This is a genomic window from Pseudarthrobacter adonitolis (assembly GCF_055412845.1).
This window is the reverse complement of sequence record NZ_JBVAYW010000006.1, coordinates 89,247-107,493: the sequence shown is the minus strand read 5'-3', so window position 1 is coordinate 107,493 and position 18,247 is coordinate 89,247. Positions and strand designations below refer to the sequence as shown.

The following is an 18,247-nucleotide window of genomic DNA, read 5'->3' as shown; positions in this document are numbered from 1 at the left end:
TTGCATTGATCTAAGCGGGGCAGGGTGACGGGAGGTTGAACACGTCATGTTTCCCCTGTGGCGAACACGCTCCCCAAGAGAGGGTCTGCCACGTAGCATCAAAGTACGTCGTAGCTAGGAGTGTGGCGAAATGTTTGAGCGATTTACGGACCGTGCCCGTCGCGTAGTTGTGCTTGCCCAAGAAGAGGCACGCATGCTGAACCACAATTACATTGGTACCGAACACATCCTCTTGGGTCTGATCCATGAAGGTGAGGGCGTTGCCGCCAAAGCACTTGAGTCCTTGAGCATTTCGCTCGACGGCGTGCGCGAGCAGGTACAGGAGATCATCGGCCAGGGCCAGCAGGCCCCGTCCGGCCACATCCCCTTCACCCCACGCGCAAAGAAAGTGCTGGAACTCTCGCTGCGCGAAGCCCTGCAGCTGGGCCACAACTACATCGGCACGGAGCACATCCTGCTGGGCCTCATCCGTGAGGGTGAAGGCGTTGCCGCCCAGGTGCTGGTCAAGCTGGGCGCAGACCTCAACCGGGTCCGCCAGCAGGTCATCCAGCTCCTCTCCGGCTACCAGGGCAAGGAAACCACCGGCGCCGGCGTCGGCCCCGGCCAGCCCGAAGGCACTCCCGCCGGCTCCGTGGTTCTGGACCAGTTCGGCCGAAACCTCACCCAGGCTGCGCGCGAGAACAAGCTGGACCCGGTGATCGGACGCGAATCCGAAATGGAACGCGTGATGCAGGTCCTTTCGCGCCGCACCAAGAACAACCCTGTCCTGATCGGTGAGCCCGGCGTCGGTAAGACCGCCGTCGTCGAAGGCCTCGCCCAGGCGATTGTCCGCGGCGACGTCCCGGAAACCATTAAGGACAAGCAGCTGTACACCCTGGACCTCGGTTCATTGGTGGCCGGCTCCCGGTACCGCGGTGACTTCGAAGAGCGCCTGAAGAAGGTCCTCAAGGAAATCCGCACCCGCGGCGACATCATCCTCTTCATCGACGAGATCCACACGCTTGTGGGTGCCGGCGCTGCTGAAGGCGCCATCGATGCTGCGTCCATCCTGAAGCCCATGCTGGCCCGCGGCGAACTGCAGACCATCGGTGCCACCACCCTGGATGAGTACCGCAAGCACATCGAGAAGGATGCCGCGCTCGAGCGCCGCTTCCAGCCGATCCAGGTCAAGGAGCCCTCCGTCGCGCATGCGATCGAGATCCTCAAGGGCCTGCGTGACCGCTACGAGGCACACCACCGCGTCACCATCACCGACGGCGCTCTCGCCTCGGCGGCGAACCTTTCCGAACGCTACATCTCGGACCGCTTCCTGCCGGACAAGGCCATCGACCTGATCGACGAGGCCGGTGCCCGGCTGCGCATCCGCCGGATGACCGCCCCGCCGGAGCTGAAGGCCATGGATGAGCGGATCGCCAAGCTCAAGATGGAGAAGGAATCCGCCATCGACGCCCAGGACTTCGAAGGCGCCGCTTCGCTCCGCGACAAGGAGCAGAAGCTCATCACTGAGCGGTCCGAGAAGGAACGCCACTGGAAGTCCGGCGGCATGGATGACATTTCCGAGGTGGATGAGGATCTCATCGCCGAGGTATTGGCCAACTCCACTGGCATCCCGGTGTTCAAGCTGACCGAGGAAGAGTCCTCGCGGCTACTGAAGATGGAAGACGAACTGCACAAGCGCGTGGTGGGCCAGAACGAGGCCATCAGGTCCCTGTCGCAGGCTATCCGCCGCACCCGTGCAGGCCTGAAGGACCCCAAGCGTCCCGGCGGCTCCTTCATCTTCGCCGGCCCCACCGGCGTCGGCAAGACCGAACTCGCCAAGGCCCTGGCCGAGTTCCTGTTCGGTGACGAGGACGCCCTCATCACGCTGGACATGTCCGAGTACTCCGAAAAGCACACGGTCTCACGGCTCTTCGGTGCACCTCCGGGCTACGTCGGCTACGAGGAAGGCGGGCAGCTCACCGAAAAGGTCCGCCGCCGCCCGTTCTCCGTGGTCCTGTTCGATGAAGTCGAGAAGGCCCACGCTGACCTCTTCAACTCCCTCCTGCAGATCCTGGAAGACGGCCGCCTGACCGACTCCCAGGGCCGCGTGGTGGACTTCAAAAACACCGTGATCATCATGACCACCAACCTCGGCACCCGGGACATCTCCAAGAGTGTTGCCACCGGCTTCCAGTCCGGCACGGACACGCAGACCGGCTACAACCGGATGCGGGCCCGTGTGACTGAGGAGCTCAAGCAGCACTTCCGCCCCGAGTTCCTGAACCGTGTTGACGACGTTGTGGTCTTCCCGCAGCTGACCCAGGACGAGATCATCGAGATCGTGGACATGTTCGTTGGCCGGCTGGAGAAGCGCCTCAAGGACAAGGACATGGGCATCGAGCTCACCACCGCGGCCAAGGTGCTCCTGGCTACCCGCGGCTACGATCCCGCCATGGGTGCCCGGCCGCTGCGCCGCACCATCCAGCGCGAAATCGAGGACCAGCTCTCAGAGAAGATCCTCTTCGGCGAGATCCACGCCGGCGACATCGTTGTAGTGGATGTGGACGGCGACGGAGACGAAGCCAAGTTCACGTTCGCGGGCAACACGAAGCCGCGCATCCCGGAGATCGCTCCGAGCGCCTAAGCTCGTTGCGCTAGCCAAAGGCCCCGTCGGCTCCCTTCAGGAGCAGGCGGGGCCTTTGCTGCTTTGGCGAGCAGCAAGCGGCAAATGGCGCCGGTACGGGAGCGCCCCAAGCCAGCCGGCCGCCACCGTAGGATTATGGTGTGACCGACTCAGACTCTTTCCATATCCGTTCTGCACGTACCAGTGACGTGGCCGCCATCAAAGGCCTTGTGGCGCCGTTGGCTGAGCAGCGGATCCTGATGGCGAAAGAAACGGTTGCCTATTACGAGAGCCTCCAGGAGTTCCGGATCGCAGAAGCCGACGCCGGCGAAGTCATCGGCTGCGGCGCCCTGCACGTTATGTGGGAGGACCTCGCTGAAGTCCGCACGCTGGCCGCATCGGACGCGTGGCGCGGCAAGGGGGTAGGGCACGTTCTCGTGGAAAGCCTGCTGGAAGAGGCCCGTGAACTGGGCGTGGCGCGGGTCTTCTGCCTCACGTTCGAGGTGGATTTTTTCAAGCGCCATGGCTTCGAGGTCATGGCCGACCAGACGGCGGTGGACCCGGTGGTCTACTCCGAGCTGCTGCGCTCCCATGACGAAGGGGTTGCCGAGTTCCTGGACCTGGCGCGGGTAAAGCCCAACACCCTCGGTAATACCCGCATGATCAAGACCCTCTAGACACCCCTAATCATCCTGCCCAGGCAGCCGCGGCCAGAAGTCACCCTGTGACATAAATAGCTTTATGTCGAGTTGATGGATAAACTGACAGGGTTGCAGTGTGGGGCCTGCCGTAAGGGGCAGTCATTGGGGGCTGTCCCTTACCGCTCCCACCCGAATCGTCGCAGGCTACCGGACTTCATGCGGCGGTAGTAGGGTCAAAGTGCATCCTCCAGGAAGCACCTACACCCCAGGAGTTCCGCCATGAAAAAGCTCATCAATGATCCCCGCTCCGTGGTTGACGAATCCGTCGAGGGATTCGGTCTGGCCCACGCGGGACTCGTGACCGTCACTGCCGATCCGAAGTACGTCACGCGCAAAGACGCGCCAGTGGCAGGGAAGGTCGGACTCGTTTCCGGCGGGGGCAGCGGCCACGAGCCGCTCCACGCCGGTTTTGTCGGACTGGGAATGCTCGACGCCGCGGTGCCGGGGGCGGTGTTCACCTCGCCGACACCGGACCAGATCCTTCCGGCGACGCTCGCCGTTAACTCGGGCGCCGGCGTCGTCCATATCGTTAAGAACTACACCGGCGACGTCCTGAACTTTGAGACCGCAGCGGAACTGGCGCAGGCCGAAGGCGTGGACATCCGAACGGTCCTGGTGAATGATGACGTCGCGGTGGAGGACTCCCTGTACACCGCAGGCCGCCGTGGAGTGGGTGGCACTGTTCTGGTGGAGAAAATGGCCGGCGCCGCGGCTGAACGGGGTGACAACCTCGATGCCGTGGCCGCGATCGGTGACCGCGTCAACAGCAACGTCCGCACCATGGGGGTCGCGCTGTCCGCGTGCACGGTACCGCATGCGGGAACGCCCAGTTTCGATCTGGCGGATGATGAAATCGAGATCGGCATCGGCATCCACGGCGAGCCCGGCCGGCACAAAATCCCGATGGAGAACGCGGACGGCATCACCGACCGCCTGCTGGACCCGGTCCTCAGCGACCTGGGCATCACCGGCGGCGAGAAAGTCCTCCTGTTCGTCAACGGCATGGGCGGCACCCCCCTGAGCGAGCTCTATATCGTCTACCGCCGCGCTGCCCAGGTGATCGCAGAACGTGGGGCCGCCGTCGAACGCTCGCTGGTGGGGAACTACATCACCGCCCTGGAAATGCAGGGCTGCTCCATCTCAGTGCTCCGGCTCGACGATGAACTTACACAGCTGTGGGACGCTCCGGTGCACACCGCAGCCCTGCGCTGGGGCGTGTAACCGTGGTGCTGGACGTGACATGGGCCGTCAGGTGGCTGACGCTCTGCGCCCAGGCCATGGCGGAAAACCGGGTATGGCTCATCGAACTGGACCGTGCCATCGGGGATTCTGACCACGGCGAGAACATGGACCGCGGCTTCCAGGCCGTGCTGGAGAAACTGGCCGAAGCGCGGCCGGAGACCCCCGGCGCGGCGCTGAAGCTGACTGCCATGACACTGATGTCCAAGGTGGGCGGCGCCGCGGGACCCTTGTATGGAACCGCGTTCCTGCGCGCCTCCACCGCTTTGGGCGACGTGGTAGAGATTGATCCGCCTCAACTTGCCGATGCGATCGTGGCTGCCCGCGACGGGATCGTGGCCCGGGGTAAGGCCGAGTCCGGCGACAAGACCATGGTTGATGCCTGGACCCCCGCCGCTGAGGCAGCGCAGGCCGCCGCGGCGGACGGTGCGGGCACCGTCCTTGGCGTGCTGGTCGCTGCAGCAGAGGCGGCTGAGGCCGGCGCCGTGGCCACCGACCCGCTGGTGGCCCGCAAAGGCCGCGCCAGTTACCTGGGGGAGCGGAGCGCGGGCCACCGCGATCCAGGCGCCGCCTCCAGTGCCCTCATTCTCCGGGCCGCCGTGGGGGCCGCAGCGTGACAGTACGCCTGGTGGTGGTGTCACATAGCGAAAAAATTGCCGACGGCGCCGTGGAGCTTGCCGCCCAGATGGCGCCCGACGTCGTAATCCTCGCCGCCGGGGGCACCGCCGACGGCCGGATCGGAACGAGCCTGGAGAAAGTCATGTCTGCCCTGGACCAGGCGGTCGGCGGCGATGGAGTGGTGGTCCTGACAGACCTGGGATCTGCCGTGATGACGGCGGAGTCGGCTCTGGAACTCGTGGAGGAGCCGGCCGGTGTGCTCCTGGCGGACGCGCCCCTGGTGGAAGGCCTCGTGGCTGCCGCCGTGGCCGCACAGGGGGGCGCCGATGTAAAAGCCGTCAAACGTGCCGCCGAAGCGGTCTACGGATTGGGGCCGGAGGTGGCGGCTGTTTCGCCGGTGCTCGCCGCAAGTACCGTCACCGAAGGGTCCGTCACCGGTCCGGGGCCGGACTTCACCGGCGACTTCGAACTGGTGAATGAGGCCGGCATCCACGCCCGTCCGGCCGCCAAGATCGCGGGCGGTCTGGCGTCCCTCAACGCCGAAGTCACGGTCAACGGCGTGGATGGTGCCTCCATGACATCCCTGATGACCCTGGCGGCTGGCAAGGGATCCGTGCTCCACATCGAGGCTTGGGGGCCCGACGCCGAGCGTGCCTTGAACTACGTCGGCGGCCTGGTGCAGGCGGGCTTCGGCGAGCCGTAGGGCGCGGACTGATGTGGGAGTGGTTGGAAGAGGCTCCGGCCTGATCGGCAGGCTATTTGACCTGGCGGCTACGGCCCAGATTGAAGGAGCGCTTGTCCACGAGCAGGTATGTGCCGCCTCCCATCAGGAGGAAGCCGCCCACGCCGATCACGATGATCTGCGTGCTGACCCCGACAATGAGCAACACCAGCCCAATCAGGCATGCGATGGCACCGAAGTAGGTACGCCGCCCAAACCTCATGCCCACGGAGCCGGACGAGAGTTCCTCGGCGAGCCTCGGATCGTCTGCCGCCAGGCCCGATTCCAGCTCCTCGAGCTGTTTCCGCTCCCGATCTGAAAGTGGCATCGAAACCCCTTCCCGGTGGCAAAACCTGTTGTAAATCCAACGTTGCCGATGCTAATAATACAGACCGTAGGAGTGTCCTGAGCGGAAGTCAAGGGGTGGTCTGGCGGGGCCAAGTAGCCGCCCAGCGAGGGCCGCCAATAGTTACGCGGCTTGTCGCAAGCCGCCGGCGTCCAGAATCACCGACGCCGTAACGAACCTCCCGCACTGCTCCCCGTAGGGGTAGGCGCCGCGGGGCCGGAAATCCAGTGTGCGCACAGGCAGGGCCGATCCGCCAGGAGTAATACCCGTGGCGGTCAGCGCCATCGGGGCCTCGGTGAGGGACTCCAGCATCAGCATCCCGATCATGGTCCCGTCCGGGGAAGCCGTGGCAGAGCAGACCCCGTCCGGGGTGCAGCCCTGGTCAATGGATGCCGTTCCGGGAGACAGCTCGACGGCGGCTTCCTTGCAGACGCCGTCCTGGCACGCCTTCAGGCGTAACGATCCCACCTGTGCCACGTACTCCCGCGCCACCGTCACCGAGACCACTGAGGCCTGGGCAATCATCGGGCACGGCGCCGGGCCGGGGTAGTAGTAGCAGCCGGAGGTGAGTACCACCGTCGTCATCAGTGCCAGAAGTACTCCGGGCTTGCCCATACTTCAGCGTAAATCCGGAGCCGGAAGCCTGCATTGCTACCAGGAAAGTGATGCAAACATTGTTATGGCTGCTGCCCCGAAGGTCACCATAATGAGACCCGTCGCCAGCCGGCCCTTGGCAACAACGAAGACCGGCAGCGTGGATTCGGCGGGGTTGGCCGGGTTGTAGAGCACGGGGATGCGGGTGCCGATGATCGCCTGGTCCTGGCTGTAGATATCGGACTGCCCCAGCCAGTGCTTGCCCCCGGCGTCCGCGAATTCATACGACGGCGCAAACCGGTTCCAGCCGTTGCTCGCGGGTCCGTCCGTGCCATGCAGGTTTCCCGTGACGGTGGCCGAAGCCTCCTGCCACCCCGCCATGGAACGTTTCCGGCGGAAGGACGCGGCCAGGGACAGCCCCATCAGGATGAGGCCCGCGGCAAGGAAAAGCCCGGGCAGCACGATGAACAGCAGTTTCAGGAAGTCCACGGGTCAGCCCAGCGGGAAGGCGCCGGCGACCCAGAACAGCAGCAGGGCGAAAAATGCGAAGACCGGCATCAGGCACCCGATCACCATTTTTGATTCGGACGCCACCTGGAACGACTGGTTGGGATTCGCCGGGTTGTAGGCCACCGGCAGGAGCGATCCAGGTGCCTGCTGGTTGGCGTACGAGACCTCGGATTCGCCCGCATACAGGGTCCCGTTGGAGTCGGCGAACTGGTAGGTGGGATAGAAGCGCCTGCTCCGCGTCGAGCCGCCTCCGCCATGTGTCCAGCCCGCGACGCTTCCAGTGACGGTCGCCTGCACCTTTGGCCAGCTGGCGATCAGTTTTTCCTGCTGCTTGGTTTTCCGCAGTGATCGGACCAGCGCAAAAATGACACCCGCAACAAACAGCGCCCAGATGATGTACAGCACGATTCTCATGATTTCCCCCGGTTCGAGTCACCAGAAAGTATGCCATCCAGGCGCGGGCCACCCTAAAGACGCCTCAGGCGGGCAGCCGGTAACCGCCCTGGTGCAGTTCGGCCAGCCCGTCGGCGAGAAGGCCGGCAATCGCACGTTCGAGCTGTTCCGGCGCGGAGTTCAGTTGGTGCAGTGCGGCCAGGGGTACGCCGATTCCGTCCGCCGCGAAGCCCAGGTCAGCAGGCTCCCGCCGGAACATCTCCGCCGGCACCGGGGCGTCCGCAAGCCGCAGAACAGCCATCACGGCACCCCGTACCTGCCGGTCAGTGCCGTGCCACGCCTGTCCTTTGGGAACGTACGACGGCGGCGGCTCGCCAGCTGCCAGCCACGCACAGGCGTCCCGCACCGGGCAGTCCGCGCACTTGGGCGCACGCGCCGTGCAGACCAGCGCCCCCAGTTCCATAACCGCAGCGTTCCAGCGCACGGCGGTCCCGACGTCGTCCGGCAGCAGTTCCGCCGCGAGCCGCATCTCCGCAGCGTTCAGCGATGGTGAGGGGAGCGCGACGCCGGAAATCAGGCGCGCGTGCACACGCCGGATGTTGGTGTCCACCACGGTCTCCCGGCGTCCGAAGGCAAAGGCGGCAACGGCCGCGGCCGTGTAGCTGCCCACGCCGGGCAGGGCCAGCAGTTCCGTGTAGTTGCCGGGGACCTTGCCGCCGTGGTCGCGGACGATGGCGGCGGCGGCCGCGTGCAGGCGGAGTGCCCGGCGGGGGTAGCCGAGCCTGCCCCAGGAGCGGACGGCTTCCCCTGCAGGCTCGCCGGCGAGCCCGGCGGGGGTGGGCCAGCGCTCGAGCCATTCCCGCCAGACAGGCAGGACCCGCACCACGGGGGTCTGCTGCAGCATGATCTCGCTGACTAGGACTCCCCACGGTGAGCAGCGGGGTTCGCGCCAGGGCAGGTCCCTCGCCGTCTCCGCGAACCAGCCGGTGATCTTGCGGTGCAGCGCGGCGAGCTGGTCGGGGCGGAGTTCATCTGTGCCGGACGAGCCGTCCGCGGGCATGGCTGGGGAAAGGGTCATAGCGTCGATCCCAACACTGTAGTGGATTCCCGGGAGCCCACGCGAGGATTCCCGCGGACAAACTGTGACCTTAGCGTTGGCCGGGGGACCGGCGTGGTGGGAGGGCAGAATCCGGTGGGTTCTCTAGCCTAGAAGGATGGGCAGGCAAGGCAATTCATCACCGCGCAAGACGGCATCCTCATCCGGTTCCCGGGGCGGTTCCGGCGCTATCCGGCCGGCGAGCGCAGCCGTCTACCGCCGCCGTCGGCTTTTTGTGGGAACAGCCCTTCTGATGGCGGTGGCGCTCACGTTCGGTGGCTTTGCGGTGGCCGGTGCCTTCAGCGGTACCGAGTCGGCATCTTCCACTGACGGCGCCACCGAATCCGCCCCCGCCCCCGGCGCCTCGCCGTCAGAAGCTGCGGGCAGCGAACCCACTCCCACGCCCACGCCGTCCTGCAACCAAAACCTGGTGACGGTGTCCGCTTCGACCGACAAAGCCGCCTACGGCCCCGATGAGAACCCGCTGCTCACCCTGAAGGTGACCAATGGCGGAACCATGCCGTGCGAGGTGAACATCGGGACGTCCCAGATGGAGTTCCTGGTGACCAGCGGCGCGGACAGGATCTTCTCGTCCAAGGACTGCCAGGCCAAAAGCGAAGACCTCGTGAAGACGATCGCCCCGGGCGCCAGCGAGACGGCGAACTTCCCGTGGGCCCGTAACCGCACGCTGGAAGGCTGCGGCCCCGTCGAAGCCAAGCCAGGTGCAGGCGGGGCGTACTACATTTTCACGGCCAAGCTCGGCTCGAGGGCCAGCCCCAAGGCCGTGTTCCAGCTCAGCTGATACTTTTCCCTCATCGAATGCTCCGCACCGGCCCTTTTGAGCCCTAAGGGCTGTGGTGGGCCCACGCCGGCAGGGTTCCCTGGCCGAGCTTGCGAGGCGAGGGGACCGGTGGGGACAATCGATGGGGAATTTAGAGGAAGCGGTCCAGCAGGCTGGCTTCGGCCATCCGGCTCAGGCCTTCGCGGACGGTGCGGGCGCGCTGGTCGCCGATGCCGTCGACGGTCATGAGGTCGTCAATGGTGGCCGCCATCAGGAACTGCAGGCCGCCGAAGTGGTCCACGAGGCGGTCGGCAACAGCCTTGGGGACTGCCTTGAGGCCGGACAGCAGCCGGTAACCGCGCGGCTGAACCACTGCGTCGAGGTTGGCCTCGCCGCCGGCAAAACCGACGATCCCGGAGATCTTGCCCAGGTCGATCAGCTCCGTGGGGCCGAGATTCACCAGCGCGCTGACGGCCTGTTCGATGTCCTCGGCGGACGCGTCCGGTCCGGCGTAGTCGCGGATGATGACATCGCTGCCCGGGCCGCGGCCCACCGTGAGCTCATCGAGCTGGAGGGACAGCAGCCGGCCGTCCTCGCCAAGTTCCAAGACATACTGCGAGATTTCCTCGGAGATCCGGCGCACCATTTCCTGGCGCTGCAGCGTCACGGCGACGTCGCGGACGGTCACCATGGCCTCGATCTCCAGGGCGGACAGGGAACTGGTCACCTGGTCCAGCCGTGAACGGTACCGTTCCAGCGTGGCGAGGGCCTGGTTGGCGCGGGCCAGGACCTTTTCGGATCCCTCCAGCACGTGCCTGAGCCCGTTCACGTACAACGCGATGATCTGCATGGACTGGCTGACGGAAATGACAGGCACGCCGGTTTGGATGGCCACGCGCTCCGCCGTGCGGTGGCGGGTGCCGGATTCCTGCGTTTCGATGCTTGAGTCCGGGAGCAGCTGGACCGCGGCACGGAGAATGTTGCCGGCGTCCTTGTCGCAGATGATGGCGCCGTCCATCTTGGCCAGTTCGCGGAGCCTCGTGGGGGAGAAGTCGATGCCGATGTCGAAGCCGCCGGAGCAGATGGAATCGATGGTCCGGTCCGAGCCCAGTACGATCAGCGCACCGGTCCGCCCCCGGAGGATGCGTTCCAGCCCATCGCGCAACGGCGTGCCTGGAGCCACTCTGCCCAGAGTCGCCTTGAGCGATTCTTCGGGGCTCCGAGCCATAGGTGTTCCCTTCAAAGGTGCAGACTGCCGCCCGCAGGTACGCCGGTTTTACACTCCGCCGGCAGGATCAAAAGTACTCAGTTTCCCGCAAGCTCAATAATAGAGGTAAGAAGCGGCAACAACCGCACGGACAAGCCCCAAAGTGCCTCGTTAGGGGGTGCCGCGAAGTGCCTCGGGAACGCGTTCGACGGCGGCTGTCGGGGAGGCGTTTCGCACCGTTCCCCGAGGCTGACTAAGCGTCTGAACCGTTGGCGGCCCGGAGGGAGAGAGTCTCCCTGGAGGCGAAAGCGATACCGGCGAGAAGAAGAACGACGGCCGAAACGATGAGGTACCAGACTCCGTTGGAGCCGAGCGCCGTGGATACGCCGATGAGAGAGAAAATAACTGCCCCCAGCGACCATATGAGCGTTGCTCTCTTGGTGTTATTCACGCCCTCAGCCTAAAGCCCGCCCCTGCGATAAACTTGGAACTTGGCTGTCACAGAGCCATGCTTCCCCTTGAGGCCTGCCGAGCGCCTTGGGGTAACCCCATCGCAGCGAAAGTAGCACCGTGTCCCAAGATGTCCTTAGCCCCGCCCGGGTCAACGAGATTCACAAACAGGCGGCCCGGCGTCGGACCTTTGCTGTCATTTCGCACCCCGACGCCGGCAAGTCCACCCTCACCGAAGCCCTGGCACTGCACGCGAAGGTGATCGGCACCGCCGGCGCCTCCAGCGGCAAGGCCAACCGCAAGGAAACGGTCTCGGACTGGATGCAGATGGAGAAGGACCGCGGCATCTCCATCAGCTCCGCGGCGCTGCAGTTCTCCTACCGGGACACCGTCATCAACCTGCTGGACACCCCCGGCCACGCGGACTTCTCCGAGGACACCTACCGCGTCCTGGCCGCCGTCGACTGCGCAGTGATGCTCGTGGACGCCGCCAAGGGCCTGGAAACGCAGACCATGAAGCTGTTCGAGGTCTGCAAACAGCGCAACCTGCCCATCATCACCGTCATCAATAAGTGGGACCGGCCCGGACTGGACGCGCTGGCGCTGATGGACGAGCTCACCGAGCGCACCGGCCTGCGGCCCATGCCGCTGACCTGGGCCGTGGGCATCTCCGGTGACTTCCGCGGCGTCTGGGACCTCCGCCAGGACCGCTTCGCCCGCTTCCAGCGCAACAATTCAGGCGCCAACATCGCGCTGACCGAGTACTTCACGCCCGAAGAGGCCGCGGAAACGCAGGGCAGCAACTGGACCGACGCCGTGGACGAGGCCGGCCTGGTCATCGAGTCCAATCTCGAATTCGACGTCGATGCCTTCCATGCGGGCACCGCCACCCCCATCCTGTTCAGCTCCGCCGCCCTGAACTTCGGCGTGAAGGAACTGCTGGACGCCCTGGTTGACTTCGCGCCCCACGCCGCACCCCGGCCGGACGTTGAGGGCAGCCCGCGCCCGGTTGAATCGTCCTTCTCCGGCTTTGTCTTCAAGGTCCAGGCCGGCATGAACAAGGCTCACCGAGACCACGTCGCCTTCATCCGCGTCTGCTCCGGAGTTTTTGAACGAGGCATGGTGGTCACCCAGACCCGCACTGGAAAGTCCTTCGCCACCAAGTACGCCCAGCAGGTCTTCGGCCGCGAACGCGAGGTCATCGACGAGGCCTACCCCGGCGACGTCGTGGGCCTGGTGAACGCCTCCACGCTGCGCGTCGGCGACAGCCTCTTCCTCGATGGCGCGGTGGAGTACCCGGCCATCCCGCTGTTCGCCCCTGAACACTTCCAGGTGGCCCGGTCCAAGGACCCCAGCAAGTTCAAGCAGTTCCGCCGCGGCATCGAGCAGCTCGAGCACGAGGGCGTCATCCAGGTGCTCCGCTCTGACGTCCGCGGCGATCAGGCGCCGGTGCTTGCCGCCGTCGGCCCCATGCAGTTCGAAGTGGTGGAGGACCGCATGGCGCATGACTTCAGCGCCCCCATGCGGCTGGAGCGCCTGCCGTACTCCATCGCCAGGATTTCGACGGCGGACGCCATGCCCACACTGGCCAACGTGCCCGGCGCTGAGGTGCTGTTGAGGTCCGACGGCGAATACCTCGCCTTGTTCAACGACGTCTGGGCCCTGCGCCGGATCGAGAAGAACCACCCCGATCTGACCCTCGTGCCCATCGGCACCCACAACCCCGCAAAGTAGCGTCCAATGTCTGCAGACCAACCCCGCGCGCTGATCACCGGCGCCGGCACCATCAACCCGCTCGGCTCCTCCGTGGCGGAGACCTGGGCCGGCCTGCTGGCGGGACAGTCCGGCATCGCCGCGCTGGATGAGGACTGGGCGGAGCAGCTGCCCGTGCGCATGGCCGGACAGGTCACAGCCGATCTTTCGGAGCACCTCACCACGCGCGAGCTGAAGCGGATGGACCGGTGCGGGCAGCTGGCGCTGGTGGCTGCTCGCGAAGCCTGGAAGCAGGCAGGGGCGCCCGACGTCGACCCCGAACGGTTCGCCGTGGTGATCGGCTCCGCCTACGGTGGCCTCAGTTCTACCCTCGAACAGGACCGTGCGCTCGCCAGCGGCGGCCCGCGCCGGGTCTCGCCGCACACCCTCACCCGGCTTATGGTCAACGGCCCCTCGGCCTGGGTCTCCATTGACCTTGGCGCCCGCGGCGGCGCCCGGACCCCGGTCAGCGCGTGCGCATCCGGCGCGGAAGCAATTGTCCAGGGTGCCGAAATGATCCGCTCCGGAGCGGCCGACGTCGTGATTGCGGGCGGCGTGGACGCTTCCGTTAACGACCTGGTGATCACCGGTTTCTCCCAGATCCGGGCACTCTCCACACGCAACGGCGAACCTCAGCGCGCCTCGCGACCGTTCGATGGCGGCCGCGACGGCTTTGTCCTCGCGGAAGGCGCCGGCATTGTGGTGCTTGAGAGTGAGGCCCACGCCCGGGCCCGCGGCGCCGCCGTCCTCGGCGCAGTGGCCGGCGGGGCGGTAACGTCCGACGCCAACGACATCGTGGCCGCGGACCCGGCCATGCAGCGGCGGGTCATGCAGAAGGCCCTGGCCTCGGCCGGAATGCAGGCATCGGAGATCGGCTTCGTTCACGCCCACGCCACCTCCACCCCGGTAGGGGACCGGCTGGAAGCCCAAGCCATCAACGCTATTTTCGGTGCCGACGTGCCCGTGACCTCCACCAAAGGCCACACCGGCCACCTGCTGGGAGGCGCCGGTGCGCTCGCTGCCGTCGTGGTGGTCCAGGCCTTGCAGACCGGGCAGCTCCCAGGGACGGCGAACGTCGAGGCGCTGGACCCCGAAGTGAACCTGAACGTCGTGACGGAGACGGCCCACACGCTGGCGCCCGGCTCCGCCCCCGCCGGCCTGGTGAACGCTTTTGGCTTCGGCGGACACAGCGTTGCCCTGGTGATCACGGCGAGCTGACACCGCCCTGGCCGGCCAACGGGTCCTACCCGATCAGCAGGCTCAACGCTTCCGTGAGGTGCTCCACTTCCCGGACCGAGAAGCCTGCTGGCACAGGTCCGGGTCCGTTGTGGCTGGCCGGGACCACGGCGTGGGTGAACCCCAGCCGGTGGGCTTCCTGGATGCGTTGGTTGATGCCGGGCACCGGCCGGACCTCGCCCGCCAGGCCCACCTCGCCGAACGCGATCAGCCGGATGGGCAGGGGTTTGCGGGCCTTCGCGGACGCGACGGCCAAAGCAACAGCGAGGTCAGTGGCCGGTTCGCTGAGCTTCACGCCGCCCACCGTGGCCACGTAGGAATCATCCTTGTGCAGCAGGCAGCCGGCACGCTGCTGCAGGACCGCCAGGAGCATGGACACCCGTGAACTGTCCAGTCCACTGGTGGCCCGGCGGGGCTGCGAGTTGGCGCTTTCGGCCAGCAGCGACTGCACCTCGGCCAGCAACGGCCGCCGCCCTTCCATGGTCACCGTGATGCAGGTGCCGGAGACCGGCTCCTTGGTGCGGCTGACGAACAGTCCGCTGGGGTCCGTGAGCCCTTCGATTCCGTTTTCATTCAAGTCAAAACAGCCGACGTCGTCCGTGGGCCCGTACCGGTTCTTTACCGCGCGCAGCATCCGGAGCCGGGAATGTCGCTCGCCTTCGAACTGGCACACCACATCCACCAGGTGTTCGAGCAGCCGCGGCCCCGCGATGGACCCGTCCTTCGTCACGTGCCCCACCAACAAAGTGGTCATGTTCCGGCGCTTGGCCGCCGCGATGATGGACGCCGCAACCTCACGCACCTGCGAGACACCGCCGGCGCTGCCGTCCACGTCCGCGCTGCTGAGGGTCTGGACCGAGTCCACGATCAGCAGCCGCGGCTCGATTTTCTCCACCTGCCCCAGTGCCTGCCCCAGGTCCGTTTCCGCTGACAGGTACAGGGAATCGGCGACGGCGTCGATCCGTTCGGCGCGCAGCTTCACCTGCGCGGCGGACTCCTCGCCCGTGACATACAGGACGTCCTGCGCGGTCCGGGCGAACTTGGCCGCGACGTCCAGCAGCAGCGTTGACTTGCCCACTCCAGGCTCCCCGGCCAGCAAGATGACCGCACCAGGGACCAGGCCACCGCCCAGCACGCGGTCCAGCTCGTCCACGCCGGTAGGCAGGAAAGCTGCCGTGGTGGCATCCACCTCGGCAATCCGGCGGGCCGGCTCCAGAACTGTGGTTGCCGCCGTCGTACGCGCTACAGCGGCGCCGGTTTCCTCAACCGTGCCCCACGCCTGGCACTCGCCGCAGCGTCCCACCCACTTGACCGTGGTCCAGCCGCATTCGGCGCACTTGTAAGCGGGCGCTTTGGACGCCCGGGAAGTCTTTGTTGCCATGAGTTCCACCCTACTGGCGGCCACCGACATCTGGTTTCTCCCCAGCCGCGCCCTAACCCCGCAGGCTCGGTCAGGGAACCCTGCGGGCGGGGCGCCAGCTCAAGCACCGGCGCCGGCGCTACAACCCCGGCAGCACGTCCCGGGCCTCGCGCGCATCCATGCCGGTGGCCTCCAGGAGGTCCACCATGAGCGGCCGGAACAGCATCACCACAGTCTCACCCTCAAGCCGTTCGACCTCCAGCAGCTTGGGGTGCAGCCGCAGCGCGATCTCGCTGAAGTCCTGCCGGGCCGTGCGCAGATGGGCACGGCGCACGCCGTCGTGCATCTCGGCCAGGCCGAGCGACAGTTCATCAATCGCGGCTGCGGTTTCCTGGAGCACGTCGGCAATGTTCTCGGTGGCGTTGTCTGAAAGCGCGGCGTGGTTGATGGCGCTGGTCAGCCGGCGTGCGAAGACGCGGCTGTTCCGAAGCGCAAGGTCGATGAAGTCAAGGGAATTCTCAAGCCGGTCCAGCTCGTCACGGTGCCGGCGGTAGGCTGGCGCCAGCGTGGCCACTTCGCCGGAGGCGCGCAGCGACTGCCGCATCCCGTCCACCAGCGGCTGGCAGTTCCGGCCTCGGATCAGCGCGTGCCAGGCCTGCGTGGAGTCGCTCTCAGTCAGGGCCGTGGCACATTCCCGGAGCACCTCGGCAAGCTCGTGCAGCAGTTTCCGGACATCCTTGCGGGGCTCTCGGCGTGGGTCCTTCGGAATCAGGACGGTCACCAGGAGGGCGAAAAGGCCACCCACCACGGCGTCCAGGCTGCGCGTGAACGGCCCGCCGGCCGGCGCCGGCAGCAGCACCACCAGCAAGGATTGCAGCCCCAGCTGCGTGGTAAAAATGTTGCCGCTGTCCAGGAAACGAGCCAGCAGGATGGAGAACAGAAGTACGACGGCGGCCTGCCAGATTCCGCTGCCCAGCCAGTGCAGCAGCAGGTCACCCACGGCGATCCCGATAGTGCAGCCAAGGCCCACCTCCATCACCCGGCGCAGCCGCGGGTCACGCGAGAAGCCTAGGGCTATCAGTGACGATGTGGCCGCAAAGAGGGGGCCGGAGTGCCCCAGGACGTACTCGGCGAAGGCGTACGCCCCTACCGCGCACGCGGTCATCTGGACGGCGGGGACAAGCGAGTTCCGGCTCCGGACCAGGCCGGTGCGGATGCGTCCGCGCAGGAAACGCCTGCTTGCTGAGAGTCCTGCTGCTGCGGCCATGCCCTCCAGTGTATTTGCCGCCCGGGCACCTACGTCCGAAAGTGTGACCTGCGCAATGGTGACGCTACAGTTGTAAGCCAATATGTCGCCGTCGTTAATCTTCTGTTCACCTGCGGCCGCCCATCCCGTTACCTGCGGCCCATACCTTCAATTGAAGGTACAAAACGTACGCATCGCGCTGCAGGGCCTCTCCAGTCCTGCCCGCTACTGAATAACCCTGGAAGGGGTACATCTAGTGAAGGCACTCCGCTTCGGCCGCCACGCGGCTATCGCTGTTATTGCAGCCGGCGCTCTCGCGCTTACCGCCTGCGGTTCAGACAACGCCACGGGCAACACGCCTGCGGGCAACCCGACTTCTGCCGGCCCCAAGGTCACCGGCACGCTGACCGGCATCGGAGCATCCTCCACCGGCGCAGCCATGGACGCCTGGAAGGCCGGCTTCGCCGCCGCCAACTCCGGCGCCACTGTGCAGTACTCCCCGGACGGTTCCGGCGCAGGCCGCAAGGCCATCATCGACGGCTCGGCCCATTTCGCCGGCTCCGACGCGTACCTCAAGGATGAAGAGCTGGCCAGCTCCAAGGCCCTGTGCGGCCCCGAAGGCGCCATAAACATCCCGGTCTACATCTCCCCGATCGCCGTGGCCTTCAACCTCCCCGGCGTCACCGAGCTGAAGCTGGACGCCGCCGCGGTGGCCAAGATCTTCCGCGGCGAGGTCGCCAACTGGAACGATCCCTCCATCGCTGCCCTGAACCCGGGCGTCACCCTCCCTGACCTCAAGGTCACGCCGGTGAACCGCTCTGACGATTCGGGCACCACCACCAACTTCACCGAGTACCTTGCCGCGGCTGCTGCTGATGTGTGGACCGACAAGGCTTCCGGCGTGTGGCCTGCAGCCCTGCAGGGCGAGAACGCCAAGGGAACCTCCGGTGTCGTCAAGACCGTCACCGACACCCCGGGCGCCGTGACCTACGCGGATGACTCCGCTGTGGGCGGCAAGCTGGGCACCGCCTCCATCAAGGTGGGCGAGGATTTTGTCAAGATCTCCGCGGATGCCGCTGCCAAGGCTGTTGAAGCCGGCAAGCCCGTCGAAGGCCGCTCCGCCACCGACGTCGCCATTAAGCTGGACCGGAAGACCACCGCCAAGGGTGCATACCCGATCGTCCTGGTTTCCTACCACGTTGTCTGCACCACTTACGACAAGCAGGAAACCGTTGACCTGGTCAAGGCCTTCGAAAGCTACGTAGTCTCCGAAGCAGGCCAGAAGGCAGCTGCTGACTCAGCGAAGTCCGCACCGCTCTCCTCGGCTCTCGCAGAGAAGGCCGTCAAGGCCATCGAGTCCATCAAGGTCAAGTCCTAATACCTGTCCCTGAGCCA

The 18,247-nt window shown here is 66.1% G+C and carries 18 protein-coding genes; 9 read left to right on the top strand and 9 right to left on the bottom strand.

The features are described from left to right. Positions 1-130: 130 nt before the first annotated feature. From ACZYZ4_RS08945 to dhaM, 5 genes are all read left to right on the top strand, one after another. A complete protein-coding gene (locus tag ACZYZ4_RS08945; RefSeq protein ID WP_463860051.1) occupies positions 131-2,623 on the top strand; it encodes an ATP-dependent Clp protease ATP-binding subunit in 2,493 nt (830 codons plus the stop codon). Positions 2,624-2,763: 140 nt separating this feature from the next. Then, the gene (locus ACZYZ4_RS08940; protein ID WP_463860049.1) at positions 2,764-3,279 is read left to right on the top strand and encodes an amino-acid N-acetyltransferase; all 516 of its coding nucleotides are present in this window, start codon (positions 2,764-2,766) and stop codon (positions 3,277-3,279) included. Between the two features lie 243 nt (positions 3,280-3,522). Continuing rightward, the gene (dhaK, locus tag ACZYZ4_RS08935) at positions 3,523-4,524 is read left to right on the top strand and encodes a dihydroxyacetone kinase subunit DhaK (protein ID WP_463860047.1); all 1,002 of its coding nucleotides are present in this window, start codon (positions 3,523-3,525) and stop codon (positions 4,522-4,524) included. Positions 4,525-4,526: 2 nt separating this feature from the next. Beyond that, entirely contained in the window at positions 4,527-5,159 is a 633-nt protein-coding gene (gene dhaL / locus ACZYZ4_RS08930) for a dihydroxyacetone kinase subunit DhaL (RefSeq protein WP_463860045.1), read from the top strand. Further along, positions 5,156-5,863: a dihydroxyacetone kinase phosphoryl donor subunit DhaM gene (gene dhaM, locus ACZYZ4_RS08925; protein ID WP_463860043.1), complete on the top strand. Its 708-nt coding sequence runs from the start codon at positions 5,156-5,158 to the stop codon at positions 5,861-5,863. The genes dhaL and dhaM overlap by 4 nt, the downstream gene beginning before the upstream one ends. Positions 5,864-5,915: 52 nt before the next feature. Here the strand turns inward: dhaM and ACZYZ4_RS08920 are convergent, their stop codons facing one another. From ACZYZ4_RS08920 to ACZYZ4_RS08900, 5 genes are all read right to left on the bottom strand, one after another. Continuing rightward, positions 5,916-6,209: a DUF3040 domain-containing protein gene (locus tag ACZYZ4_RS08920; protein WP_463860038.1), complete on the bottom strand. Its 294-nt coding sequence runs from the start codon at positions 6,207-6,209 to the stop codon at positions 5,916-5,918. 141 nt (positions 6,210-6,350) lie between these two features. Continuing rightward, entirely contained in the window at positions 6,351-6,842 is a 492-nt protein-coding gene (locus ACZYZ4_RS08915; RefSeq protein WP_463860037.1) for a hypothetical protein, read from the bottom strand. 36 nt (positions 6,843-6,878) lie between these two features. Next, a complete protein-coding gene (locus ACZYZ4_RS08910) occupies positions 6,879-7,310 on the bottom strand; it encodes a DUF3592 domain-containing protein (protein ID WP_463860035.1) in 432 nt (143 codons plus the stop codon). A 3-nt stretch (positions 7,311-7,313) separates the two neighbouring features. Continuing rightward, positions 7,314-7,745, bottom strand: a complete 432-nt coding sequence (locus tag ACZYZ4_RS08905; protein WP_463860034.1) for a DUF3592 domain-containing protein — start codon at positions 7,743-7,745, stop codon at positions 7,314-7,316. A gap of 64 nt (positions 7,746-7,809) precedes the next feature. Next, complete coding sequence (locus tag ACZYZ4_RS08900) at positions 7,810-8,784, bottom strand: HhH-GPD family protein (RefSeq protein WP_463860242.1); 975 nt, start codon at positions 8,782-8,784, stop codon at positions 7,810-7,812. Positions 8,785-8,938: 154 nt separating this feature from the next. Here ACZYZ4_RS08900 and ACZYZ4_RS08895 point away from each other — a divergent pair, with 154 nt between their 5' ends. Beyond that, positions 8,939-9,622 (top strand): hypothetical protein, encoded by a 684-nt coding sequence (locus ACZYZ4_RS08895; protein ID WP_463860032.1) that lies wholly within the window; start codon positions 8,939-8,941, stop codon positions 9,620-9,622. A gap of 130 nt (positions 9,623-9,752) precedes the next feature. On the opposite strand, the gene disA is transcribed toward ACZYZ4_RS08895, so the two are convergent. Beyond that, positions 9,753-10,829: a DNA integrity scanning diadenylate cyclase DisA gene (disA, locus tag ACZYZ4_RS08890; RefSeq protein ID WP_463860030.1), complete on the bottom strand. Its 1,077-nt coding sequence runs from the start codon at positions 10,827-10,829 to the stop codon at positions 9,753-9,755. A gap of 232 nt (positions 10,830-11,061) precedes the next feature. Then, on the bottom strand, positions 11,062-11,259 hold the full coding sequence (locus tag ACZYZ4_RS08885) for a hypothetical protein (RefSeq protein ID WP_463860028.1): 198 nt from the start codon (positions 11,257-11,259) through the stop codon (positions 11,062-11,064). A 119-nt stretch (positions 11,260-11,378) separates the two neighbouring features. Between ACZYZ4_RS08885 and ACZYZ4_RS08880 the strand changes: the two genes are divergently transcribed. Both ACZYZ4_RS08880 and ACZYZ4_RS08875 read left to right on the top strand, forming a co-directional pair. Further along, a complete protein-coding gene (locus ACZYZ4_RS08880) occupies positions 11,379-12,992 on the top strand; it encodes a peptide chain release factor 3 (RefSeq protein ID WP_463860026.1) in 1,614 nt (537 codons plus the stop codon). Positions 12,993-12,998: 6 nt separating this feature from the next. Continuing rightward, a complete protein-coding gene (locus ACZYZ4_RS08875; RefSeq protein WP_463860024.1) occupies positions 12,999-14,228 on the top strand; it encodes a beta-ketoacyl-[acyl-carrier-protein] synthase family protein in 1,230 nt (409 codons plus the stop codon). A gap of 25 nt (positions 14,229-14,253) precedes the next feature. On the opposite strand, the gene radA is transcribed toward ACZYZ4_RS08875, so the two are convergent. After that, the gene (gene radA / locus ACZYZ4_RS08870; protein WP_058930359.1) at positions 14,254-15,627 is read right to left on the bottom strand and encodes a DNA repair protein RadA; all 1,374 of its coding nucleotides are present in this window, start codon (positions 15,625-15,627) and stop codon (positions 14,254-14,256) included. A 118-nt stretch (positions 15,628-15,745) separates the two neighbouring features. After that, positions 15,746-16,873: an FUSC family protein gene (locus ACZYZ4_RS08865; protein ID WP_463860021.1), complete on the bottom strand. Its 1,128-nt coding sequence runs from the start codon at positions 16,871-16,873 to the stop codon at positions 15,746-15,748. Between the two features lie 235 nt (positions 16,874-17,108). Between ACZYZ4_RS08865 and pstS the strand changes: the two genes are divergently transcribed. Continuing rightward, positions 17,109-18,230 carry a phosphate ABC transporter substrate-binding protein PstS gene (pstS, locus tag ACZYZ4_RS08860; protein WP_463860019.1) on the top strand — a complete coding sequence of 374 codons (1,122 nt, stop codon included), beginning with the start codon at positions 17,109-17,111 and terminating at the stop codon, positions 18,228-18,230. Positions 18,231-18,247 lie beyond the last annotated feature (17 nt).